Origin of the sequence: Nakamurella antarctica (assembly GCF_003860405.1) — a bacterium.
In the GTDB taxonomy this organism is placed as follows: Bacteria; Actinomycetota; Actinomycetes; order Mycobacteriales; family Nakamurellaceae; genus Nakamurella; species Nakamurella antarctica.
This window is the reverse complement of record NZ_CP034170.1, coordinates 2,017,920-2,041,977: the sequence shown is the minus strand read 5'-3', so window position 1 is coordinate 2,041,977 and position 24,058 is coordinate 2,017,920. Positions and strand designations below refer to the sequence as shown.

General features: G+C 60.2%; 22 protein-coding genes and 1 tRNA gene. 16 read left to right on the top strand and 7 right to left on the bottom strand.

What is annotated here, in order from left to right:
• Window positions 1–100: 100 nt before the first annotated feature.
• Window positions 101–1,411: an amidohydrolase gene (locus tag EH165_RS08945; protein ID WP_124800421.1), complete on the bottom strand. Its 1,311-nt coding sequence runs from the start codon at window positions 1,409–1,411 to the stop codon at window positions 101–103.
• 217 nt (window positions 1,412–1,628) lie between these two features.
• On the opposite strand from EH165_RS08945, the gene EH165_RS08940 reads away from it, so the two are divergent.
• From EH165_RS08940 to EH165_RS08925, 4 genes are all read left to right on the top strand, one after another.
• On the top strand, window positions 1,629–2,249 hold the full coding sequence (locus tag EH165_RS08940) for a YdcF family protein (protein ID WP_239020505.1): 621 nt from the start codon (window positions 1,629–1,631) through the stop codon (window positions 2,247–2,249).
• On the top strand, window positions 2,246–3,529 hold the full coding sequence (locus tag EH165_RS08935; RefSeq protein WP_124799151.1) for a deoxyguanosinetriphosphate triphosphohydrolase: 1,284 nt from the start codon (window positions 2,246–2,248) through the stop codon (window positions 3,527–3,529). Before EH165_RS08940 ends, EH165_RS08935 begins: the two co-directional genes overlap by 4 nt.
• Before the next feature lie 79 nt (window positions 3,530–3,608).
• Window positions 3,609–5,585 (top strand): DNA primase, encoded by a 1,977-nt coding sequence (dnaG, locus tag EH165_RS08930; protein ID WP_124799150.1) that lies wholly within the window; start codon window positions 3,609–3,611, stop codon window positions 5,583–5,585.
• Between the two features lie 2 nt (window positions 5,586–5,587).
• Window positions 5,588–6,127, top strand: a complete 540-nt coding sequence (locus EH165_RS08925; protein ID WP_124799149.1) for a hypothetical protein — start codon at window positions 5,588–5,590, stop codon at window positions 6,125–6,127.
• 39 nt (window positions 6,128–6,166) lie between these two features.
• Here EH165_RS08925 and EH165_RS08920 read toward each other — a convergent pair whose 3' ends face one another.
• Window positions 6,167–6,349 (bottom strand): hypothetical protein, encoded by a 183-nt coding sequence (locus tag EH165_RS08920; protein WP_124799148.1) that lies wholly within the window; start codon window positions 6,347–6,349, stop codon window positions 6,167–6,169.
• 274 nt (window positions 6,350–6,623) lie between these two features.
• On the opposite strand from EH165_RS08920, the gene EH165_RS08915 reads away from it, so the two are divergent.
• Window positions 6,624–6,699 (top strand) — tRNA-Asn (locus EH165_RS08915).
• A gap of 128 nt (window positions 6,700–6,827) precedes the next feature.
• Here the strand turns inward: EH165_RS08915 and msrA are convergent.
• Window positions 6,828–7,727 (bottom strand): peptide-methionine (S)-S-oxide reductase MsrA, encoded by a 900-nt coding sequence (gene msrA / locus EH165_RS08910; protein ID WP_206425878.1) that lies wholly within the window; start codon window positions 7,725–7,727, stop codon window positions 6,828–6,830.
• A gap of 414 nt (window positions 7,728–8,141) precedes the next feature.
• Here msrA and EH165_RS16520 point away from each other — a divergent pair, with 414 nt between their 5' ends.
• Genes EH165_RS16520 through EH165_RS08895 form a run of 4 tightly spaced genes read left to right on the top strand, consistent with a single transcriptional unit; the run spans window position 8,142 to window position 11,261 of the window.
• Window positions 8,142–8,801 carry an ABC transporter substrate-binding protein gene (locus EH165_RS16520; protein WP_206425877.1) on the top strand — a complete coding sequence of 220 codons (660 nt, stop codon included), beginning with the start codon at window positions 8,142–8,144 and terminating at the stop codon, window positions 8,799–8,801.
• A complete protein-coding gene (locus tag EH165_RS15790) occupies window positions 8,750–9,478 on the top strand; it encodes an extracellular solute-binding protein (protein WP_206425876.1) in 729 nt (242 codons plus the stop codon). Before EH165_RS16520 ends, EH165_RS15790 begins: the two co-directional genes overlap by 52 nt.
• Complete coding sequence (locus tag EH165_RS08900) at window positions 9,475–10,461, top strand: carbohydrate ABC transporter permease (RefSeq protein WP_206425875.1); 987 nt, start codon at window positions 9,475–9,477, stop codon at window positions 10,459–10,461. Before EH165_RS15790 ends, EH165_RS08900 begins: the two co-directional genes overlap by 4 nt.
• Window positions 10,458–11,261: a carbohydrate ABC transporter permease gene (locus EH165_RS08895; RefSeq protein ID WP_124799147.1), complete on the top strand. Its 804-nt coding sequence runs from the start codon at window positions 10,458–10,460 to the stop codon at window positions 11,259–11,261. The genes EH165_RS08900 and EH165_RS08895 overlap by 4 nt, the downstream gene beginning before the upstream one ends.
• Here the strand turns inward: EH165_RS08895 and EH165_RS08890 are convergent.
• The 3 genes from EH165_RS08890 to EH165_RS08880 all read right to left on the bottom strand — a co-directional run bounded on the left by EH165_RS08890 (window position 11,254) and on the right by EH165_RS08880 (window position 14,090).
• Complete coding sequence (locus EH165_RS08890; protein ID WP_124799146.1) at window positions 11,254–11,916, bottom strand: FAD:protein FMN transferase; 663 nt, start codon at window positions 11,914–11,916, stop codon at window positions 11,254–11,256. The genes EH165_RS08895 and EH165_RS08890 overlap by 8 nt on opposite strands.
• A 109-nt stretch (window positions 11,917–12,025) precedes the next feature.
• Window positions 12,026–12,520, bottom strand: a complete 495-nt coding sequence (locus EH165_RS08885) for an FMN-binding protein (protein ID WP_124799145.1) — start codon at window positions 12,518–12,520, stop codon at window positions 12,026–12,028.
• Between the two features lie 52 nt (window positions 12,521–12,572).
• Window positions 12,573–14,090, bottom strand: a complete 1,518-nt coding sequence (locus EH165_RS08880) for a ferredoxin reductase family protein (RefSeq protein ID WP_206425874.1) — start codon at window positions 14,088–14,090, stop codon at window positions 12,573–12,575.
• Window positions 14,091–14,328: 238 nt separating this feature from the next.
• Here EH165_RS08880 and EH165_RS08875 point away from each other — a divergent pair, with 238 nt between their 5' ends.
• Window positions 14,329–15,069 (top strand): response regulator transcription factor, encoded by a 741-nt coding sequence (locus tag EH165_RS08875; RefSeq protein WP_124799144.1) that lies wholly within the window; start codon window positions 14,329–14,331, stop codon window positions 15,067–15,069.
• Entirely contained in the window at window positions 15,066–16,550 is a 1,485-nt protein-coding gene (locus tag EH165_RS08870; RefSeq protein WP_124799143.1) for a sensor histidine kinase, read from the top strand. Before EH165_RS08875 ends, EH165_RS08870 begins: the two co-directional genes overlap by 4 nt.
• Window positions 16,551–16,595: 45 nt before the next feature.
• Here EH165_RS08870 and EH165_RS08865 read toward each other — a convergent pair whose 3' ends face one another.
• Window positions 16,596–17,630 carry a YeiH family protein gene (locus EH165_RS08865; RefSeq protein ID WP_124799142.1) on the bottom strand — a complete coding sequence of 345 codons (1,035 nt, stop codon included), beginning with the start codon at window positions 17,628–17,630 and terminating at the stop codon, window positions 16,596–16,598.
• A gap of 160 nt (window positions 17,631–17,790) precedes the next feature.
• Between EH165_RS08865 and EH165_RS08860 the strand changes: the two genes are divergently transcribed.
• The 5 genes from EH165_RS08860 (at window position 17,791) to kdpB (ending at window position 24,048) form a co-directional block, all read left to right on the top strand.
• Window positions 17,791–18,609: a phosphatase PAP2 family protein gene (locus EH165_RS08860; RefSeq protein ID WP_124799141.1), complete on the top strand. Its 819-nt coding sequence runs from the start codon at window positions 17,791–17,793 to the stop codon at window positions 18,607–18,609.
• A gap of 145 nt (window positions 18,610–18,754) precedes the next feature.
• The gene (locus tag EH165_RS08855; protein WP_124799140.1) at window positions 18,755–19,762 is read left to right on the top strand and encodes a pentapeptide repeat-containing protein; all 1,008 of its coding nucleotides are present in this window, start codon (window positions 18,755–18,757) and stop codon (window positions 19,760–19,762) included.
• A 356-nt stretch (window positions 19,763–20,118) separates the two neighbouring features.
• Window positions 20,119–20,208, top strand: coding sequence for a potassium-transporting ATPase subunit F (locus tag EH165_RS08850; RefSeq protein WP_124799139.1), 90 nt, complete (start codon window positions 20,119–20,121; stop codon window positions 20,206–20,208).
• Window positions 20,208–21,881, top strand: a complete 1,674-nt coding sequence (gene kdpA, locus EH165_RS08845) for a potassium-transporting ATPase subunit KdpA (RefSeq protein WP_124799138.1) — start codon at window positions 20,208–20,210, stop codon at window positions 21,879–21,881. The genes EH165_RS08850 and kdpA overlap by 1 nt, the downstream gene beginning before the upstream one ends.
• Before the next feature lie 4 nt (window positions 21,882–21,885).
• Entirely contained in the window at window positions 21,886–24,048 is a 2,163-nt protein-coding gene (gene kdpB / locus EH165_RS08840) for a potassium-transporting ATPase subunit KdpB (RefSeq protein WP_124799137.1), read from the top strand.
• Window positions 24,049–24,058: the final 10 nt, after the last annotated feature.

Here is a 24,058-nt window from a genome sequence, read left to right as displayed (position 1 = left end):
TAGCAATGAGGAGTGGTGATGCGGCGCTTCCAAGCAGTGGACGCGCATGGTGTAACTGCGCATGGCGTAACTGCGCATGGTGTACTCCCGCCCGGGGTGTTCATGCCTGGTCGCCATAGGTCTGAAGGGTCTTACCGTGGCTCAGATCTGTCAGCGCGGACAGTCGGGGCACTAACGCGGCCATTGTCGGCGCGATATCAACCGTGCGCAGGATGCGATCAGCCATCAGAATATTTCCATCGACGATCGTGGTGGTGATGTCGGCCGAACGGGCGCTGTACACGAGTGTTGATGCGACATTGTGGATGGGCTGGGTGTGCGGGCCCGAGAGGTCGATCAGAATGATGTCGGCTTTGAAACCTGTTGCGAGCTTTCCTATGTGGTCTTGCATCCCTAATGCCCGAGCGCTCCCGGTGGTGGCATGCCACAGCGCCATCTGTGCTGGCATGTATGTCGGGTCGGTCTCTACAGATTTCTGGATGAGCGCGGTGAACATCATCGACTCCCACACGTCGAGCGTGTTGTTGGACGCCGCGCCATCGGTCGCCAATCCGACTGCGATACCGCCGGACCGGAGCAGCCGCACAGGCGTGGTGTCCCACGCCATCTTGAGATACCCCTTGGGAGCGCTGGCAACTCCGACATTGTGGGCGTGCCGGGCGAGTATGGGGATGTCATCGGCGACGATTCCAGTGCCGTGGGCAATCAACGTTCGTGCGTGCAACACACCGGTGTTCTCGAGCACCTGGATCGGCGAGAAGCCTGTGACGGCAACGCTTCGCCGCGATTCAGCCCGCGATTCGGCCGCATGGATGTGGACGAGAAGGTCGTGTTCCAAAGCCAGAGCGGCGGTGGTTTCAAGGTCGGCGTCATTCACGGTGTAGGTGCCGTGCGGAGCCAGGGAGGTCTGAATCCGACCGTCCGCAGTGCCACGTCGTCGCAGCGCGAACTCCAGCGACTTTTCGAGTCCGGCTTTTCCGTCGGAGCTGAAGTAGGTCCAGCCCAAGTTGGCACGAAGGCCGCTCTCTGTCACGGCATCAGCGACGGCGTCCATCGCAAAATAGTGGTCCGCGAAAGTGGTGGTCCCCGAAGCGATCATCTCAGCCATTGCCAGGTTCGCGCCTAGGCGAACGTCGCTGTCCGTCAGGTTGACTTCCATCGGCCAGATGTATTTGTTAAACCAATCTTCAGCCGGCACATCCTCTGCAACACCGCGAAACATCGTCATAGGCGAGTGTGTGTGGCAGTTGATCAATCCCGGCATCGCCACTTGGCCGCACCCGTCGATCCGAGTGGTGGCGCGGATAGAAGCTGCCTCCGCGACGGGCAGCACCGCGGTGATTACACCGCCCTTGATCACGATGGCGTGGCCGGCAAGGAAATCGATGCAGTCATCGTCATCGTGCTGCATGACGAGAACATTTTCGATGATCACATCGGCGCTGGTGGGTACTGGCGCGGTGCTGTTCACGGGAAACTCGCTTCCGATACTCGGACGACAGGTGTGATGTGACGCTATCGCCTGAACCACGTGAACAGCGCCGCGGCATCTTTGCTGGCATGATCAAAGTCCCTGCTAAGGCCTGCAGGTAGCGACAACACGAGTAGTAGAAGATGGGGTGCTTCGAGTGTCGGCTGGACGCGTCATCGGTCGTTATCTGGTCGGCACTGCGATCGTGCTCGCAGTGGTGGTGTTCGGGGTGGCCATCAGGGTAAGCGAGACGGCCGGTGTCGATCAGCGTGGGAAAGCCGACGCCATCATCGTTCTCGGAGCGGCGCAGTATGACGGCGCACCTTCGCCGATCTTCCGATCGCGGCTTGATCACGCGCTCGAGCTCTATCGTCAGGGGGTGGCGCCAGCCATTGTGACCATCGGCGGTAACCAAGTCGGAGACACCTACACCGAAGCCGGAGCGGGCCAAAAATACCTGCAGGAGCAAGGTGTTCCTGCGGCAGCGCTGGTGGCGGTGGGTCAGGGTAGCGACACCCTGGTGAGCTTGCGGGCCGCCAAAGAGGTCATTGGGCACAACAACTGGGATTCAGTGGTCCTGGTGACCGACCCACTGCACGCCTTCCGCGCCCGGGCAATGGCGCAGGATCTGGGGCTGGCAGTGCAGGTCTCATCCGTGGAGTCCGGCCTGGGAACCGCGAGCGATATCGCGGGTCGCTACCTGACGCGAGAGACGCTGGGTTCGCTGTACTACCTGCTGGTGGGCGGCTCCTCAGGTGCGGGCGGACCGGTGACATGAGCGGCTATCGCATCGCTGCTTACGGTGATGCCGACACCGAGCGCCGGTACGGCGAGAGCCCGAAACGGGCAATGTTGCCTTCGGCTTCCACATTGTTGCCAAGGAGCACTTTCGCTCGCGATCGCGCCAGGGTGCTGCATTCCGGGTCGTTTCGACGGCTTGCGGGCAAGACTCAAGTCGTAGCGCCTAACGAAGATGAGGTTCCCCGCACGCGGTTGACGCACTCTTTGGAGGTCGCTCAGATCTCGCGGGAGGTCGGAGCCTTGTTGGGTTGCGATCCGGACCTGGTCGATCTCGCCGGGCTGGCCCACGATATTGGCCATCCCCCTTTTGGGCACAACGGGGAAATCGCCCTCGACCAGGTGGCCGACGCCTGCGGCGGCTTCGAGGCAAATGCGCAAAACCTTCGCCTGCTCACCAGGTTGGAAGCAAAGGTGATGAGCGACGATGGGAGCCCGTACGGGCTCAATCTGAGTAGGGCGGCGTTGGACTCCGTCATCAAATACCCGTTCGAGCGGCCCGCGGGCGGCGGCAAATTCGGTGTTTTTGCCCCGGAGGTCGCGGTTTTCGAGTGGGTCCGAAGCGCAGTTCCGAGCACTGCGGGACTCCGCGCGACCTGCCTGGAAGCCCAGGTGATGGATTGGGCGGACGACGTCGCCTATTCGGTCCATGACGTCGAGGATGGAATCCATGCGCACCGGGTCAATCTTGCCCACCTAGCCGACGAGGAAGAGGGCTTCGAGGTCTGTGTTGCAGCGGCCAATGCCTTTTCTCACGAGTCGACGGCAGACTTGCAGGTGGTGCTGAGGGAGTTGCTACAGATGCCCGTGGTGCGGGCTGCCGCCGAATTCAACGGCACGAGGGCGGGCGAAAGTGCGCTGCTGAAGATGACCAGCGAATTGACCGGCCGGTTCGCCACGGGCGCAGCCGCAGCCACGCGGGCCTCATCGGGTAGAGAACCGCTGCATCGTTACGACGCAAATCTCGTCATCCCGCGCCAGTTGGCGGCGGAAGTTGCAGTGCTCAAAGCTATCGCTCAGCGCTACGTGATGCAGGATCCGGTCCGCCACGACATTCAAAACGAACAACGGCGAATGCTGCTTGAGCTGGTCGGAGCGCTGCTGGATTGCGGCGCAGAACAGCTCGATCGTGTCTTCGCTGCCTCCTACCGAGAAGCCGATGACGATGCGTCGCGTCTTCGCGTGGTGATTGACCAGGTGTCCCTCTTGACGGATGAGCAAGCACTTACGAGGCACCGGCGTTTGCTCCGGCCCCGCTAACCTATTTCGGCCCTGCGCACCAGGTCGGGTCCGTGGATACCTGACGGGGGAGCGGGCCCGGTACAACTAGACTCGCATCGTGGCCGGGCGGATAGTTGATACCGATAAAGAGAGAGTGCGGGACCTCAACAAAATCGAGGCCGTCGTGGGGGAGTACGTGGCCCTCAAATCCGCAGGCGGCGGCAACCTCAAAGGGCTATGCCCCTTCCATGATGAAAAGTCGCCTTCCTTCAACGTCCGTCCCTCGCACGGCACCTACCACTGCTTTGGGTGTTCGCAAGGGGGCGACGTTTTTACCTTCGTCGCAGAGATGGAACACCTGTCCTTTATGGAGGCGGTCGAGCGGCTCGCCGACCGCGTAGGGTACGCGCTCAGCTACGTCGAGGGCGGCAGCTCGGTGCAGGTCGAGAAGGGCACAAGATCTCGGTTACTTGCTGCCAATAAGGCCGCGGCCGAATTTTTTACCGCTCAATTTCAAACTGCTGAGGCCGAAACTGCCCGCAATTTTCTCCTCAATAGGGGTTTTGACGCAGGTGCTGCTGCCCGCTTCGGTTGCGGATATGCGCCAGGAGGTTGGGATCAGCTGGTGAAAGCGTTGACCGCCAAGGGTTTCAGCCTCAAAGAGCTCTACACTGCAGGACTGGCTCGGGAGGGTCAGCGAGGACCGATCGACAACTTCAATCGGCGATTGCTGTGGCAAATCCGTGACGCGGCTGGCGATGTTGTCGGCTTTGGCGCTCGCCGGATCTACGACGACGATCGGATTGAGGCGAAATATGTCAACACCCGAGACACTCCGGTGTATCACAAGTCTCAGGTTCTGTACGGGATAGATTTGGCAAAAAAAGAGATCGTCAAGCAGCGCCGAGCGGTGGTGGTGGAGGGCTACACAGACGTCATGGCGATGCATGCGGCGGGAGTGATGACTGCGGTTGCCTCCTGCGGCACCGCGTTCGGAGACGAGCACATCACGGTGCTCCGTCGCTTCCTGATGGATAGCGACAATAGCCGCGGTGAAGTAATTTATACCTTTGACGGGGACGCAGCCGGTCAAAAAGCCGCGCTCAAAGCGTTCGATTCTGATCAAAAGTTCGCTGGCAACACATCCATCGCCCTCGCTCCAGACGGCATGGACCCGTGTGATCTGAGGCAGAAACATGGTGACGCGGCGGTGCGCGATCTTGTCGAAAACAAGAAGCCGCTCTTTGAATTCGCGATTACGTCCACACTGAACGGTTTCGATTTGAATACCGCCGAAGGCCGAGTTGCCGCTGGTCGGGTGACGTTCCCGATGGTGGCCAAGATCAAGGACACGCAACTGCGTGCGCAGTATGTCAATGTTCTGGCGGGCTACCTCGGCGTGGAACCGCAAGACGTAAATGCCGGAGTGCGCCGAGCGCTTTCCGAGGCGGCCACCGCGGAGCGCAACAAGCTAGCAACCAGGCCCCTTCGATCCATTGGTACCGGCGTTGCGGGCGCGACTTCAACGGTTTCAGGTGCTGCCTCAGCGCCGGTCTCCGCGATGCCGGAACTCGCCGTGCAACAGGAGCCAACACCCCGTAAGCCGAATCCGGTGGACCCCACATTCGTCGAGCGAGAGTCAGTAAAGCTGGCTCTGCAGCAGCCTTCTCAGGTTGCTGGTGCCTACGAGCAAGTCGAGGTGAGCTCGTTTACAGAACCTGCGTACGCCAGGGTGCATGAAGCAATTCTTGCCGCCGGCGGCACCTCCTCCGGTCTTCGCGGCGCCGCCTGGATGGCCGCCGTGGACGCCCACCTTCCCCGCGGGATGCTCGCGTCATTGCTCACTGAGCTGTCCGTGGAACCGTTGCGGCATAAAGGTATTGAGGCGGATGCACAATATGCGGGGGCGATGCTGGCGGCGATGGCGTTGCGCGCGGCAGACGTCTGCATCCGTGACCTGGAGTCTGCACTACGCCGGGCGGCTGCCGGCGGTGACGCAGCGGCGCTCGCCCAGATCAGCGTCGATCTACAGGCGACGATGGCCTACCGGCGAGCTTTGAACGATCGAGCCAACCAACAAACGAGCGGGGAGTGAGAATGCGGCTTCCATTCTCCAAAGCGCGTCTTTCCCCCGCGCTGCGGGTGGCCCTTGAGCCGGACGAGCAGCTCATTTCCGTAGCCGACATCGATGGCGGCGGTCAGCTTGCGGTCACCCGTTTAGGTCTGTGGCACGTCCCCGATGGAGGGACACCGGTGCGTACCGGATGGGAAGTGATTTCGAAAGCCCGTTGGGCCGCAGGCATTTTGGAGGTCACCGTTGCTGACGTCGTAGGCGAATTGGCGTCTGCGCAGGTACTGGTGGATCGGCAGCCTGTGCGCTATGCGATCAGCGAACCACGACGGACTACCGATCAAGTTCACACCCGGACTCGCGGCGGCGTAGTCCATGCTGGACATCACACCTTTACTGGCGGTTCCGGCTGGATAATCCTCCGAAAAGTCCCCGGCTGCAACGGTTTGCAGCCGCAGGTCCGTTTTGACGCCGGAACTGACCCAGCATCGGCGGCGGTGCAAACAGCAGTGAGGGAGCTCATAACTCGAGCGCTGCGAGCGCTGCAGCCGGAAGACGATTTGTAGAAATCCCTAGTTAACCCCGGGGAGGTCCTCTGCCCGACGCTATCGTTTGAATTTCTTCTTGAGCCCGCTGCTGATCTGGGCATTGACGACGCCAGCGGCGCCCTGCACCGCGGGGTGGTCTGCAGCGCGTCGGCTCCATCTCTTAATTTGCTCGTAACGCTCCCTTCCAGCGCGCGATCCGAGGACATAGCCGATTGCGGCGCCGAGCACTATCCGATACATGGGGGCCTTTCAAGGAAGCGGTGTGGTTGCCTGCGTAGGTGTTCCATACAGACGGTAAATCTCCGAGCACCAGTGTCCCTCAACTCGGGATGCTGACGATAATGATTCAAGCAGTGCCCAATCGCGTGAAAGCTCAATCTTGCTGGGCGCGGTAACCAGCAGTGACAACTCAGCGGCGCTGGGGGGCGCCCCTGGCGCAGCCGGGATGTCAGGACCATCCGTTTCGATGGGCTATTATTGACAAGCGCTGCAAGGCAACAAGCAGAGCATGTAATCCCCTCTAGCTCAATTGGCAGAGCATCCGACTGTTAATCGGACGGTTACTGGTTCGAGTCCAGTGGGGGGAGCCAGTGATCCTCAAAAATGGCCGGTATGGCCACTTGTCGAGTGATGGTTGCCCCGAATTCGGCGGGTGAGATCAACAGAAGAGCCCACCATCTACGTCGCCGTCAGCTGCCTACCAGTTGAGCGCACCCTACTAGTTGACCGAGACCAACACGGCGCTTTCGCGATACAGCTGCGGGAAGAGCGCCTTGAGCTCCTCTACTTTGGAAACATCGTTGGCCACGATGTAGGGGAAGTCGGTGTGGGAATTGAAAAAGTCCTGGTGGTACTCCTCGGCGGGGAAGAAGCCGGTATTTGGCTCAAGAGTGGTCGCGATAGGCCCCGAGAACACGTTGTCCGCGGTCAGCTCCGCGATGTATATCTGCGCCGCCTGCTGCTGAGCTGCGTCCTGCGAAAAAATCGCCGATCTATATTGGGTGCCGACGTCTGGACCCTGCTGATTGTGCTGGGTGGGATCGTGGACCACCGAGAAAAATATGTGCAAGACCTGCGCGAAAGTCAGCTCGGTGGGGTCGAAGGTTATCTTTACGGCCTCCGCGTGCCCGGTCGTCCCAGAGCTGACAGCGGCATAGTTCGCAGTTTCAGCAGTGCCCCCCGAGTAACCAGATTCCGCGCGGATCACGCCGTTGACATGTTCGAAAACCCCTTGTACTCCCCAGAAACAGCCACCTGCCAGTAGTGCGGTTTCCGTCCTGGCCAACGGTTGCGGCTCACTGCTCGTGGTGCCGGTCGTGAATGACGCGGTGGGTGCTGGGATCGCAGAGGTATCAACGGTAGGGATGGCCGCAGTGCGGCTCTCGATTGGCAGCGCAGCCACGGCCTGGTCGGGTGTGTCATCCTGCGCGGTACCTGCCGGAGTGTCGATCGTCGGTCGGGCAGCCGTAGAAAGGTGCGGCGGTGGAATCTGCTGCGCCGCTGCAGAACCGGGCTGCGGGCCCGCGCTCGGCGCCACGTCGGAACATCCAGCTAGTCCAACGGATAGCGCCAGAATCAGGCAACCGATCAGAGCTTTGCCGGTCGGAATAATATGCACGTCAGCGGGCAGAGGGTAGTGAGATCATAGCCCCAGTCTTCCCCACGAGGCAGGGCACAGGGCCGTTGACGGAATGTGCGAGCGGCGCCTTGGCGGTTATTGGTGCCAAAACTGCGAAGATCCGGTCGGTAGGTGGCGTGGGTGACAAACAAGTGGTGTCAGCGCAAATCACATCTTGGCCACGTTTTCAACGATAGTTTCGAAGCGACCAAGCCCCAAGAGGGCGTGTCTGGCATTGACTTGAGCTTGACCTTGTGCGCTCGAGCGGGGGATACGGGCAATCCCAAGGTGGCCGTCTTCCAATGACTGATTCCAGCAGGACCGCACGCGAGATAAGCCCAGAAGAGCCCGGCAGCCAAATCAGCCAAGTTTGCCGAACCGCGTCGTGGGTACAGTGGTGGCGACGTTCGGCTGATGGCCGAAACCAGCGGTGAGACGGAGATATCGATGAGTATTAATAGGCGGAATTTCTTCGGCGTTGCGGGTGCGGCAGCTGTGCCTCTGGTGCTCGCCGGATGCGGATTCACCAAAGCGGATTCAGGGCAAAAGGCCGACGGCAATTCACTCACTTTCACTACTTGGGGAACGGACAGTGAGCTCGCTGGCTTCAACTCAGCGATCACCGGTTTCGAGGCGGCGAACCCCGGCATGAAAGTGTTGCTCAACGCCGTTCCTTACGCGCAGATGTTCACCAACATCGACGCGCAATTACAGGCTGGTAACCCGCCGGATATCTTCCGAGTTCCCTACTACACGTTCGGCAGGTACGCGGGGAGCGGTCAGCTGCTGGACCTGAGCTCACATGTGGACAAGGCATTCAGCGACAGGTTCACCCCTGCCGCTTGGGCCGCGGTCCAAAACGCAGGGAAGCCTTTCGGTGTTCCGCACCACACTGATACATCGGTCATTTTGTATAACAAGGATGCTTTGAAGGCAGCGAGTATCACCTCGGTGCCTACCGCGCTGGACAAAGCCTGGACCTGGGACGAATTTCAGGGGTTCTTCAATCACTGCGAAAGTCCATGCCGGACGCAAAGTATCCCTTTGCCTACAACTGGCAGGGCAACGGGGTGACCCGCTGGCTCAGCTGGTTGTTCGAGAGCGACGGTCGTTTCTTGGCTCCGGACCTCATCGCTCCGGCCATCGATTCAGAAGCAGGTCGCGCGGCAGTCGATTACACGAAGAGTTTTTTCGACAAGAAATTCGTGTCCCAGAACAGCTCGGTGAAGTCCTCGACCTTGGCCGCCGATTTGTGGTACTCCCAAACCACCGCCATGGTGTCGTCCGGAGCCTTCGCTATCCCGGATGCGACGAAGACTTTGACATTTGAGTGGGGCGCAACTTTCGCGCCTCGCAACGTCCGGGCCGCCGGCGATTTTGGTGGGAACGCGGTGGTTGCCACCGCAGCAACGAAGCAACCGGCACTCGCGGCGCTGTTCTTGGACTACCTGACGCAGCAGGAACAAATGCGCGGTTTTTGTGCCGGGGCATCGCTGTTGCCGACCCGCCGGGATCTCATCACCTCCGGCATCGAGTTCGCAGTGCGGCCGGAGCTTTCGCCCGTCTTCGTTGGACAAGCCAGTGCTGTCCAGGCCACCGACTCCAGTCAGGTCGCGTCCCCATCGATGTCCAAGATCATTACCGTGCTCAAGGATCAGCTTGAGGAAGCCTTCATCGGTGGAAGATCAACTCAGGAGACCATTGCGGGGATCACGACCGGGATCGCCGCGGCAACGGCACCCGCGAAGTGACGGTGTCGTCACCATCCGGGGGGGTTAGCACGGCGATTGCCCCGGTCGCCGAAGCGAGAGCGCGCACGTCCACGGGGCGTCGGCTTCAGCGACGGAAGTCAGCCAAGAAGACAAAGTTCGCGGGTGAGTCGCTCGCCGCATACGCGTTTCTGGCACCAAACATGCTGCTGCTGTTGACATTTGTGTTGGTGCCCTTGGTCTGGGCGCTCGTCACGAGCCTGCAGCAAACCAACGGATTCGGTGCGGGCGTTTTTGTCGGAGCGGCGAACTATGTCCAGCTGTTTACGGACCCGCTCTTCTGGCGGTCGACCCTGAACACGGTGTTATTCACTATTATTGTGACGCCGGCTTCCATGGCTTTGGGGCTCGGAATTGCGGTGTTACTGAACTCGGTGCTGCCAGCTAGGGGTGTTTTTCGGTCGATAATGATCGCTCCGATGGCTATCTCGGGTGTCGCGACGGCATTGATGGGTCTGCTGCTATTCGACGAGAACAGCGGCGTATTGAATAAGGTGCTGGAATCGGTCGGACTACCCGCAATCTCCTGGCAGTCCGGCGGCACTGCCGCATTTGCTTCGGTAGTGCTGGTCACCCTTTGGTGGCGAGTGGGATTCAACATGTTGATTTATTTGGCTGGAATGCAGAGTATTAGCCCAGAGCTATACGAAGCAGCAAAGCTCGATGGTGCCGGTCCCTGGCATCGCTTCCGCTACGTCACAGTTCCCTTGGTGGGACCATCTTCATTCTTCCTTCTTATCCTTAATGTCATTTACTCCTTCCAAGTCTTCGACATCATCTTCGTCATGACGGGCGGTGGACCGCGAAATGCCACGTCTGTTCTTGTGACTTATGCCTATGACCAAGGCTTTGTGACCCGCGACCAAGGCTATGCTGCCGCCATCGGGATGGTCCTGCTGGTGGTCATGTTGATATTTACGGCCGTCCAATGGCGTTTCAACACGTCACGAGATGTGGTCGAATGAAGGCCCTCCGAGTTACCACGGCAGTACTGATAAGCGCTGTTTTGATTTTCCCGCTGTATTGGATGATCGTCGTAGCTTTCTCCTCCAGGGCCGACCTCCTGGGTGGTGAACTGCGACTCTGGCCGCGAGCACTGACGATCGAGAATTTCCGACAGGTACTTGACTCTTTCCCGGTATTCACGTGGTTCGGAAACTCCGTAGCCATTGCCTTAGTAGTTGCCGTAATCTCGGTCAGTTGCTCGATGCTCGGCGGCTACGCCTTCGCTCATCTGCGGTTTCGTGGATCCAACACACTTTTTCTGATCTCGCTGGCGACGTTGATGATCCCGGTCCAGGTCATCATGGTGACGTTGTTCAAGCTCGTTACTTCGATGGGGCTCTACGGAAGCTACTGGGCGGTCATCCTTCCCACGTCCGCTTCGGCGTTCGGGGTATTCCTGGCCAGGCAGTTTATTTTGTCTATTCCGCGAGATCTTATAGAGGCGGCTCGTATTGATGGGGCCGGGCATTTCAAAACTTTTACTCGTATCGTCCTTCCGCTCTCCCGACCGTTGCTGGCTGTCTTGTTTTTTATGAGCCTGCTTCAGGTGTGGAATGATTTTGCGTGGCCGCTCATCGCGCTCAAGCAAAACCAGCTCTTCACTCTTCCGATCGGACTGGTGTATTTGCAGGGGCAATTTGGCTCAGACTTTGGCGGCACCATGGCGTTCGCACTGATCAATGTGACACCAATGATCGTGCTGTTCATGATCTTTCAGCGCTATTTCGTTCAGGGGTTTGCCCGTAGCGGTATTAAGTAGTTCCGATGTCCTTGTTGCGGGGAAAACCGTCGGTGGCAAGACATTTGCCACTGGCATAGAGAAATAGTGCTTGGTAACCCTCGATCCAGTGGCCAGAGGTAAGCATCTCCGGTCCTTTCACCACAGCCGCAGTGGCGAGGATGTCTGTCCAGGTGAGGTCCTTTCCGAGGACACTGACCTGTAAGCCGGTGTCTACGGGCAGGCGGGTCGCGGGATCGAGAATATGTGCCCCTCGGTGAGCCGCGCCGGAGGTGGCTAGGGCGCCGTTGCCGACTTTTACCGTGGTGGCCAATTGGCCCGGATTGCGGGGATCCTCGATTCCGAAAGTCCACGGGTCAGAAGGATCCGTGACACCTGCAATGATGTCGCCGCCAGCGTTCAGGTAATAGTCCACTCCGAGGTTGGCCAACTGTCGTGAAGCCTTTTGGGCAGCCCAGCCCTTGACGACCCCGGAGGGGTCCAACTGGCCGTTTGCGTATGCGTCAAAGGCGCCGCCCGTCAGTTGCCTTGCCTCGTCAGCTATCTGAAGCACTGTACTGACATCGGGATGGGCGTGCGCCGGGTGCAGGAGACCACGATTGATCTGACTGATGTCGCTGTCCTGGCGGTACGTACTGAAGATTCGGTCCGCCTGGGCAAGCTCAGCCCAGACCATCTCTACCTGCGCCTCGGCGTGTGCGATGTCGAATGCCCCCGTAGGTGGAGTGAAAACGGCAATCCCATCACGATGGTGTTGCGTGCCCAGTGCGAGTAAGCCCCCACTGTCATGAAGCGGTGGGGAAGTGCGCCGCGTCGAGAGCCGATTGCAGAGACTGGATAAATCCTTCGCTCGTGTAAGTGGCGCCGCTGACGCCGTCAACGCGTGCGCTCTGCGCTGCTAGTGCCTGCGACTGTAGTTGAGGTACGGCAATGCTGTTGATCTGTCGATCTTCTCGCTGCTGGTTGGGGTAGTCGATAATCTTGACCGAGCTGATTTTGCCGTCGGCGATTGTTGCCTCCACCTGCACATTGCCGTATTCGGTCCGGACTGCAGCGCCGTCGACGACGAGAGCAGCAGGTGCCACCGGAGTGACAGCGTTGCTCGGCGCTGTTACGGCCTTCGCACTTGCAGCCGACTCGTCGGCAGCGCCGGCTGACACGATACGGGCGGCGCCGATCGATGTCAGCGTGAGCGGGCCTCCTACGGTGCTTGTTTTGTAGGAAAAAAGCAGGACCAATGCGGACACCGTGCTGAACATTGCCAGCGTAATTTTTCTCATGCTCTGCGCCTCGGGGTAGAAACTGAAAGCGGGCGGGGGGAATCGTCAGCAGTCACCAGCTGAATTCCTCCGCGTGCACAAATAGGGGATCGACGCCAGCGCTGGCGAGGAGCGAACGTGATTGAGCCATAAAGTCTTTCGGCCCACACAGATATATTTCCCGGTTCTGCACATCGGGGACGAGCTCACGCAGCGCTCGAGCAGCATCGTGGGGTTCTGGCCCAGGGAAGATGGAATTTTCTGGCCCCCTGCGACCCACCAACGGGATCACGGTGATGTTGCGAGTCTTGGCAAGCTTGCGGAATTCTGCGTTGAAGGTGAGATCTTGGGGGCTGCGGACTCGATGCAGAATGGTGACAGCGGGCGCCCGCACGCAGTCCACGTCGGCGCTGGGCCGTTCGGCCGTGATGTGCTCAGCCAGTGCGCGCATGGGGGTTATCCCAATTCCCGCACAAATCATCAACGCGTCTCGTCGCCGGCGGACCTCTGCCGTCATAGCGCCGTAGGGACCTTCGAACGCCACCCTGGTTCCAGGTCGTAGACAGGCAAGCCTGGCGCTGCCTTCGCCAAGTGCTTTGGCGGTGATTCGGATGCGGTGTTGAGTCGGAGGAGCCGAAATGGAAAATGGGTGGGCTCTCGTGGCTCCGGCGCCGCCGAGGAATCGCCACTGGCAGAATTGACCGGCCTTCAATTCGAGCCGGTCCAGGTGGTGGCCCGCCATGATGACGGAGAAGACGCCGGGACCTTCGGGGATCACCGCTTCCACTACGAGCCGATGACGAAGGGTGCGGTAGAGCGGGAACGTGATTCGGAAGACGATGATCGCTCCCGCTGACGCTGCCCACAGCCCCCACCAAAAAATAGTTGTCAGGGGTGAGGCGGTAAATTCCGCACCCGTCCACAGCTGATGAGGCAGCGCCAATCCGACACCGAGATAGGCGTAGAGGTGGAGCAAATGCCAGGATTCGTAGCGCAGACGCCGGCGGGCCGCCCTGAGCGACGTGCCCGCCACCATGACCAGTGCCAAGGTGCCGGCCGTCGCGATCAACATCCCCGGATAGTTGATCACGAGATTCCAAGTCTCACCGAGCACGTTGGCATGGGCAACCTGGGCGTATCCGATCGCGATGAGCGCGATGTGAGCCAGCATCAGCGTGAATGAGGAGAACCCCACCCACCGATGACGACGTGCAAGACGATCTTGGCCCCACACCCGTTCGACCCAAGGGATTCGGGCCATCAGAATAACTTGGATCAGCAGCATCGCAGAAGCCACCAGGCCGGTGAGTCGCCCGATGCCGATGGCGATTCCTCCGGTGCCTGCCAATGATGCGACCCCGCCGTTGTGCACCCACAGGGCAACGACGGCAACAACAACGCCGAGCCCCGATATGCCGAGGAGGTCACCCTGTCGTTGGATTCGACGCCGCAGACGCGGTGAGCGTCCCGGCGCCTCGCTGCGTGAGGTGCTGCTGCGTGAGGTGCTGCTGCGTGAGGTGCTGCTGCGGGAGGTGATGCTGCGTGAGGTGGGGGTGGAGGTGGAGGTGCGATGTGCGGTGGTGCTGATCACGTGCGTTCTCCTTGTGCTGACCGGGCCAACCCGGAGCCGGTCTCACCGACGAGAGCAAGAGTGCACATCCAACCTCTGAGAACCTTCTCAGCGGTGTTCGAGTCCTGCCCGCCGGAACTGCGCCTCTCTGTATATGCGCAGTTCGGAGCCATTCGCTGGGTGCTGGCTCCGACAATGGCAGCGCACATTCAGAGGAAACTCAGAGAAAGAATGACCAAATTCGGGGCATGCTGGGGAGGTGACCGATTCCATTGCTCCTCGCGAAGCAGCAGCTCTTGACGGCCGCTATACGGTCCTGATCGTTGATGACGAGGCCGATCTCGTGGATGTTTTATCCGCGGTGCTCACGCGCGAGGGATGGGTGTGCGCCAGGGCAGCTTCGGGGGAATCAGCGGTGCGTCAATTCAAGAAGGTGCGTCCAGATATCGTCATCTTGGACATGATGCTGCCGGATTTTGATGGCTTAGAAGTGTTGCGCAGGATCCGCGCCATAGATCCCGCTGTACTTGTTCTCTTTCTCACCGCCCGCGATTCGGTAGACGAGCGGATCGCCGGTATCACCGCGGGCGGGGATGATTACGTGGCGAAACCGTTCAGCTTGGAAGAGGTGATCGCGCGCCTGCGCGGCCTGATGCGCCGGCTGTCTCGACCAGCTCTGGAAACGGCGGGGACGCCCAGGTCTGGTCTTGCCTACGCGGATGTGACGATGGACGAGGACGCGCGCCTGGTCCATCGCGGTGGCGATGTTATCGCCCTCACCACCACCGAGTTCGAATTACTGCGATATCTGCTGCGTAATCCAGAACGAGTGCTCTCGAAATCGCAGATTCTCGACCGAGTTTGGCAGTACGACTTCGGCGGGCAAGCGCACGTCGTCGAGCTCTATATCTCCTATCTCCGCAAGAAGTTGGATAACGGACGAGCGCCTCTCATCCAGACGGTTCGAGGTCTGGGATATATGCTGCGGTCCAGTACATGACCGCACTGGACAACGACAGCCGGTGGGCTCGCAGGACTCTGCGATTCAGGCTCACCGCAGGAGTTTTACTGCTGCTGTTTCTCGCGTGCGCGGTGGTGGGAGGGGTGACAACTCTTTCGCTGCAGCACTTTCTCACCACTCGGCTTGACGAACAGCTGCAGTCGGCAGGGGGCCGGTACTCAGCATCCTTGGAGCACCGTTTCCCGAAACCGGGAAAGCCCGACGGTGACGGCGACAATAAAGTGATAAGCCAAGACGTAGGGACGCTCGGCGTCCGATTGGTGGGCGGCGTAGTCCGTGAGGCCGTGGTTATCGCCCGGGATGGCACCAGCGCACCCATCACTTTCGGGCCCAAGGATGCCGCGACCTTGGTTGCGCTGCCTCAACCGGGCGGCGCTACCACGATTACATTGGAATCAATCGGCGACTACCGGGTTCAGACCGTGGCGGGCCAAGACGGCGATGTGCAGGTTACGGGCCTACCGATGGATCCGGTGAGCGACGTGATCAAGCGGCTTCTCGCAGTGGAGATTGCGGTCTTCGCCGGGGTGCTGCTGGTTGGCGCAGTGGTTGCTGCCTACTCGGTGCGCCTGACCCTGCGGCCCCTCAACCGCATCGCAGATTCGGCGTTGGATGTAGCCTCTCGGCCGCTCTCAACGCAAGACACACTCCAACCGGTGCACCTGCCGCATGCTCCGCCTGGAACAGAGATAGGTCAGGTCACCCAAGCCTTCGAGAAGATGATGAGCCACGTCGCAGCTGCCCTCGCAGCGCGCAGCCGGACTGAAAGTCAGCTCCGACAGTTTGTCGCTGACGCGAGCCATGAAATCAGGACGCCACTGGCGGTGATTCGAAGTCACACCGAGTTGGCTCTGTCGCAGGGTGAGCAGATCCCGATAACGGTGTGTCATTCACTGGGCAGAATTGCTGCGCACACGGTGCGCATCAGCGAGTTGGTTGATGACCTGCTATTGCTCGCTCGGCTCGATAGTGGAGTGCCCGGAGTTCGCCTGCCAATTGATATGTCGAGGATGGCGGTGGAGTCTGTCTCAGATGCCACTATCGCCGGAGCGGACCATGTGTGGCGATTGGATCTGCCGCCCGCTGCAGTGGAAATCGTCGGTGATGAGAGGCAATTGCAGCAAGTGTTCAACAACCTCTTGTCGAATGCGCGCCTGCACACCCCCGCGGGGACCCTAGTGACCTTCAGAATTCGAGAAACTGCTGGATACGCCGTCGTGACCATTACCGATACCGGCCCGGGGATAAGTTCAGACTTGCTACCAACGGTTTTCGACAGATTCAGCCAGGGCAGCACCGCTCGGTCGACGGCCACGGGTGGCACTGGGTTGGGGTTAGCTATCGCCCGCGCATTGGTGGAGGCCAACGAGGGTGACTTATCGGTGGACAGCGTTCCAGGTCGCACGGAGTTTGCCCTGCGATTTCCAGTGGCCAGCAACGCGCCAGTCTCGCCCCGCTGAATTCGGGGCCACTCACCAGACTCCCGGCGAAATTCCAGAGTTCGTCTAACCCAGTGCCACCGCGCCCAACGCTAGAACCGCTATCAGCAGCCAGGACAGCATCCCGACAGCGAGCGCCCGCCACCCGGTGGTCACCAATTGCTTCAAGCGCACTGCCGTCCCAAGTCCAAAAAGCGCCATGGCCAGCAGCGCAGTTTGCACGGCGTCGGCGATGTGGAGGGCTAGTTCGGGAAGTGGAATAAAGGTGCGGATGAGCACTGCGACGAGAAATCCGGCCACAAACAGCGGCATGATCGGCATTCTTTGAGAATGCGTGTTGCTAGTGGTGGAGCGCCGCACCACGATGGCGGCTAACGACACCATCGGGGCGAGCATCAATACCCGGGTTAGTTTTACGACAATTGCGATAGCCAAGGCGCTAGTGCCCGCGATTTGCGCGGTGGCAACGACCTGGCCGACGTCATGCACACCTGCGCCGACCCAGTGCCCGAACTCGTCCGCCGTAAGGCCCAGCGGGTGCCATAGGGCTGGCAGCACGGCGATGGCCAAGGTGCCGCACAAGGTGACAAGTGCTACGGGGGTAGCAGTTTCTTCATCTTTGGCCTTGACCACCCCGCTCATAGCGCCAATTGCGGAAGCGCCGCAGATGGCAAATCCGGTCGCAATCAGCAGCGGCTGATGTCCGGGCAGCCGGAAGATTCGCCCGAGCCACCACGTCGCACCAAAGGTGATGAGGACCACGCCGATCACGCAGGTGATGCTCACCCATCCCAACCCGAAGATGTCGACCACGCTGAGTTTCAACCCGAGGAGCACGACTCCCAGCCGCATCAGGCGCTTGGCCGATAACGACAGTCCCGGTGCGAGGATGCCGGAGAGCGGAGAGCGCGCCTGGGGGAGTTGGGCGACCAAGATGCCCAACGCCACAGCCGCAGTCAGTAAAGGAATCGCCGGGACTAGGCGGTGGATGCCCCAAGCGAGCAGTGCGGCCACACCGGAAGCTGCGAGTCCGGGAAGCCAACGCGGCAACGAATTGTGGAGCTTTTTGGCAGACGGAGTGGATTCGAAGCTGGAGTTCACAGGCCTAGCCTGCCGTGAAATTAGCAGCTGCGGAAGGGGCCGACGGTTGTGCAGCTACAACTTTATCTTGTGACTCGTGCTGAGGAGGTGCCCGCCGGTGGAGAGCAAAATGAAGGGAGCGGGTTTGGCGTGAATCCCTGGAATCCGGGACACTCACTGAGTGGATTGGCCATCGTGGGATCAAGCTTTCGCAGCGGCCTTCGTCAGTGTTGTGGCTTGGCTCTTACTGCGCCGGCTCGCGTCGACAAAGGGCCGCGCCGCCGCGATGCGCACCTGCCACGAATTTGCAGTGTTAGCCGGACTGTATGGAATGTGGCGGTTGGCCCGGATGCTCCCCATTACCAAGGAAGACGGCGCGCTGGACCGCGCTCGGTCGATAGACCATCTGCAGCGTGCACTGCACCTGCCCGCTGAAATATCGATGCAGCACTTCGTCGTAGCGCATGACTGGCTGGCCCGCCTCGTCAATGCTTATTACGCGACCATCCATGTGCCGGCGCTGATTATCTTTTTGGTGTGGGCCTTTGTGCGTCATCGAGATCACTACCCGCACTGGCGCAATGGCCTAGTCGCCGTCACCGCTGGCTGCCTACTGATCCGCTTTGTGCGAGTGGCTCCGCCCCGATTCATTCCTGAGCTTGGCTTTGTTGATCTCTCGCAGCAGTACGGGCTTGGTGTGTACGGGCCCGTGGGTACAGGTGTCTCGGACCAGTTTGCGGCTATGCCCTCCATTCACGTGGGGTGGGCGGCGGTGGTGGCGCTTGGCGTATTCGGGATGTCGGACAGTCGCTGGCGGTGGGTGGTGCTAATGCACCTACCCGTGACGGTGTTCGTCGTTGCTGCTACGGGACATCACTGGTGGCTGGATGGTGTTGTTGCAGTCGCTCTGCTCGGATTTGGCCTGATTCTTGATACCCGATTGAGACGCCGCGTGAGCGAAAGGCGCCAGGATGTTTCGCTGCAGGGCGCCGCGAAATAGCAAGGCACAACGTTTGTAGTGGTGTCGACACCACGACCGGTGAGTAGCTACATCTGTAGTACTTTGTGGCGCGGGCACCGTGTTCTCGCTGGCGGTTCTGCTGCACGCTGAAGTCGACAACAGTGTCGACCCTAAGGAAATCTTCGTGCGTACATTTTTCACCCCTATTCCTCGTGAACGAGGGCGCGCCACTCGTCTTGTCCGCCGCGCCGCTCTTGCGTCGCTGGCAAGCCTTGCTGCGCTGTTAATCGGTAGCCAGGCGATGGCTTCCAGTGCAGCCCCACAGGCGTGTGCTCCACTGAGCGGTGTACAAATGGCGAAGCACGTGTTTACCGCCGCCGAAGTGTCGCAGCGACCCAACTTTAGCTGCGCAGATTTGCGTGGTGCATCTTTCGTGGGCCTACGGCTGGGCCAGGTCAATTTCGTCGGAGCCAATCTCACCGGAGCCAAGCTTGCTGGCGCAGAATTGAGTCAAGCCAACTTCTCTAAAGCAAACCTGACGGGTGCGGACCTGGCGGGTGCCGATCTGGTGCAAGCCACCCTGGTCGGGGCAAACCTCACCGGGAGTTCATTGGTCGGCGCCGATTTAGGGCAGGCAGAGGCCGGCGGCGCGGTCTTCACCGGCGCCGACCTTTCGAAAGCTAAGTTGACGCAGACAAACCTCACGAACGCCGTGATGGATCAGACCAACCTGAGTGGAACATCCTTCATGCAGGCAACTCTCACGGGCGCAACCCTTGAAGGTGCCACCGGAGTCGTTCGCTGGGACATCTACGTCGCCGTCGGGGCCTTGGCGCTTCTGACCCTACTTATTATTGGATTTCTCGTCACCGCGCTGACTCGGAATCTCCAAGGTGCATCGCTGGTTCGGGTTCTCACGTTCGGCATTCTCGGCAGGGTGTCGCTCGTCCTGGGAATCCATTTCCTGCTGGGCGGCTTGATAGGCGTCTTTGGAACCGTGCTTCTCGGGCCTGTCGCTCAGATGTGTTCCGGTCCGCAGTGCGCCATCGGGATCGATCGGGGGATGCAGGGCACGTTCATCGGTGTGGGGTTGATCGTGGTGAGCACGTTTTTGATGGCCTTTGCGCGCCCTGGCCGCGCATGGCTGCCTCTCGCATTTTTTCTGCCCAGTTTCTTCGAGCTGAACAGCTGAGCTGGCATCACCTGAGACTGACTCCAAGGCCTGTCGAAGACCTCGTGAAGACGAGATCTTCGGCAGGCCGTTTTTGGGTGGGTGCGACTTTCATCCAGGCAAGCACACTGCTCGGCATGCGACGTTGTAGGGAAACCGTTAGGTTCTCGGACGCAGCCGTAGGGGAACCGTAAGGACCGCTAGCGCGTCGACAATTTCCGCGTTCAATCATCACCGTGCCGCTACGGCATCGGCGCTTCCGTCCGGAACGTCCGTGATGAAGGAAAAGGGTATTCCGTGCTTGATGTGGTGTACATCGTCGTCATTCTGGGCGTGTTCGCGCTGATTGGCCTAGTAGCCAAGGGAGTCGAGAAGCTATGACGTTCTTCAACTTCCTCGCTGGAGCACTGGGCATCATCTCGGTGATTTACCTGGTGTACGCACTGGTGAAACCGGAGAAATTCTGATGAATATTGGCGCCACTATTGCTCAAGCAGCACTGCTTGTTGTCGTTTTAGCGGTGTTGTACCGGCCGCTCGGGGACTACATGGCAAAGACCTTCACGTCGCGGAAGGACCTGCGCGTAGAGCGGGGCTTCTATCGCATTATTGGAGTTGATTCGGCCGCCGAGCAGACCTGGTCGGCATACTTCCGCGGGGTCCTCGCCTTTTCGGTGGTGGGTGTTCTGCTGGTCTACGGGATTCAGCGACTCCAAGCAGTCCTCCCATATTCACTCGGTTTCCCGCCCGTTCCCCCTGGCTTATCCTTCAACACCGCGGCGTCCTTCGTTACCAACACCAACTGGCAGTCGTACTCACCCGACGTCACACTGGGATACGTCGTCCAACTGTTCGGTCTTGCGGTGCAGAACTTTGTCTCCGCTGCCGTCGGCATTGCGGTGGCAATTGCTCTAGTAAGGGGCCTCGTACTTCGCAAGTCGGGGACACTGGGCAACTTCTGGGTGGACCTCACCCGCGGCACGCTGCGAATTCTGTTGCCGTTGGCGATCGTCTCCGCCGTGGTGCTGATCGCAGCGGGTGTGATTCAAAACCTCAATGGGTTCACCGACATCACCACCCTCAGTGGCGGCGCGCAGTCCCTGCCGGGCGGACCCGTAGCGTCGCAGGAGGCGATCAAAGAACTCGGCACCAACGGTGGTGGTTTCTTCAACGCCAACTCCTCGCACCCGTTCGAGAATCCCAACGGGTGGTCCAACATGTTCGAGATCATCTTGATGCTCGCCATCCCGTTCAGCTTGCCGCGCACCTTCGGCACCATAGTCGGTGATCGCAAGCAGGGCTATGCCATCCTCGCCGTGATGTCCACGATCTACGTCGCATCTTTGGCGGCGTTGACGATCTTCGAGTCCCGCGGCGCGGGTACCGCGACACTGCTTGCCGGCGGCGCCATGGAAGGCAAGGAGCAACGGTTCGGTATTGCCGCATCGACGTTGTTCGGGACGACGTCCACGTTGACGTCGACTGGCGCGGTCAATTCCATGCACGACTCCTACACAGCGTTCGGCGGAATGATCCCGATGCTCAATATGCAATTGGGCGAGGTGGCACCCGGAGGTGTTGGGTCGGGGTTGTACGGAATGTTGGTGCTGGCGGTGATCGCGGTCTTCATTTCTGGACTGCTCGTTGGCCGCACCCCCGAGTACCTCGGCAAGAAGATTGGCCCACGCGAGATAAAGCTCGCGAGCCTCTACATTCTGGTGATGCCGACATTGGTTCTGGTGGGCACCGCCCTCAGCTTCGGCATACCGGCCATCAGGAGTGACGTCGAAAGCACGTCGATTCTCAATCCGGGCCTACACGGACTCTCAGAAGTGTTGTACGCCTTTACTTCTGCGGCCAATAACAACGGGTCGGCCTTTGCTGGCCTGACGGCAAACACTCCGTGGTTCAATACCGCGCTGGGCCTGGTCATGATTCTCGGACGTTTCCTGCCCATAGTGTTCGTCCTTGCTCTTGCCGGATCCCTGGCAAAGCAGGACAAGGTGCCCGCCACGTCGGGCACGCTGCCGACCCATCGGCCACTATTCGTGGGGCTGCTCATCGGCGTCACCCTCATCATCACCGCACTCACCTTTTTCCCCGTACTTGCGCTGGGGCCGCTAGCTGAAGGGCTGTCCTAAACACATGTCAACTACTTCCTTGACCGCGCCCACCGATCCGCACATCGAGCACGATGGCACGAAGAAAACTTCCAGCGGCGCCTTCGATCTCGCGCACTTGGTAGCAGCTCTCCCCGGCGCACTGCGCAAGCTGGATCCCCGTCAAATGTGGCGGAACCCGGTGATGTTTATCGTGGAGGTCGGCGCCGTTCTCACCACTGCGCTGGCCATCGCCGAACCATTCACCGGCGGACCCCAGAGCTCCGGTGGGTCCGAGATCCCCGCCTCTTTCACGTGGGCGATCGCGGGCTGGCTCTGGCTCACCGTCATTTTCGCCAACTTGGCGGAGGCGGTGGCGGAGGGCCGCGGCAAAGCGCAGGCCGATAGCTTGCGAAAGACCCGGACCAGCACTACCGCGCACCGGCTGCAGACCTACGATGCGTTTACCGACGCCGGTGCAGAAAGTGCTGTCGTAGAACCGATCTCGTCGGCAGATCTGCAGCTCGGTGACCATGTCGTCGTGATTGCGGGAGAACTGATCCCCGGTGACGGCGACATCGTGTGGGGTATCGCCTCTGTCGACGAATCGGCCATCACCGGCGAGTCGGCCCCCGTGGTGCGCGAATCCGGCGGGGATCGCAGCGCGGTGACCGGTGGCACTCGCGTGCTATCCGACCGGGTGGTGATACAAATCACCAGTAAGCCGGGCGAAACGTTCGTGGACCGGATGATCGGCCTCGTCGAGGGCGCGTCGCGGCAGAAGACGCCGAACGAGATCGCTCTCAACATCTTGTTGGCAAGCCTTTCCATCATCTTCGTCGTGGTGGCTTTGACTTTGAATCCCATTGCGGGGTATTCCGCGGCCACGGTCAGCATTCCGGTGTTGGTGGCGTTGTTGGTCTGTCTCATTCCGACCACCATTGGCGCCTTGCTTTCAGCCATCGGTATTGCCGGAATGGACCGCTTGGTGCAACGAAACGTGTTGGCGATGTCCGGCCGCGCCGTCGAGGCCGCCGGAGATATCACCACTTTGCTGCTCGACAAGACCGGCACCATCACCTATGGCAATCGGCAGGCAACGGAATTCGTTGCCATGCCGGGTGTTTCGCAGGGCGAGCTGATCAGGGCCGCAGCATTGTCGTCCCTAAGCGACCCCACCCCCGAGGGAAAATCCATCGTCGATTTAGCCATCGGCTGCGATGTCACGGCCAACGAACCAGCAGCGGGGGAGGTGGTGCCGTTCACCGCCCAAACCCGTATGAGCGGCATCGATCTCGCCGCTGGTGGGCAGGTACGCAAGGGAGCTGGCTCAGCCGTTATGAGCTGGATCAGCGAATCGGAGCCACTCACCGAGCCCGTCCAACTCGCCCTCGCCGAACGCGTGGAGTTGATCTCCAACGACGGTGGCACCCCCCTGGTCGTTGCCACCAAGGATGCTGATGGCGCGGGGCGCATCCTGGGTGTGGTTCGACTCAAGGACATCGTGAAAGAAGGAATAGCCGAACGCTTCTCGGAGCTGCGGGCAATGGGTATTCGCACGGTGATGATCACCGGGGACAACGCTCTCACCGCCAAGGCCATCGCTGCCGAGGCGGGGATCGACGATTTTCTTGCCGAGGCCACTCCGGAGGACAAGCTCGCGCTGATCCGCAAAGAGCAGGCCGGCGGAAACCTTGTCGCAATGACGGGCGACGGTACGAATGACGCGCCCGCCCTGGCCCAGGCAGATGTGGGTGTGGCGATGAATACCGGTACCTCGGCAGCCAAAGAGGCCGGCAACATGGTCGATCTGGACTCTGACCCGACGAAGTTGATCGACATCGTCCGCATCGGCAAGCAGCTTTTGATTACCCGGGGCGCGTTGACGACATTCTCCATCGCCAACGACATCGCCAAATATTTTGCGGTTATCCCTGCAATGTTCGCTGGGGTGTTCCCCGCACTCGACCGCCTGAACATTATGAGTTTGAGTTCACCGGCGTCGGCGATTCTCTCGGCCATCATCTTCAACGCCATCATCATCGTGGTGCTGATCCCGCTCGCGTTGCGCGGGGTGAAGTACCGCCCGGCGTCCGCGTCGAAGGTCCTGAGCCGAAACCTGTTGGTATACGGCGTCGGCGGGATCGTCGCACCCTTTGTCGGGATCAAACTGATCGACCTTGTCGTCAGCCTGATTCCCGGTTTCTGATCATGCGAGT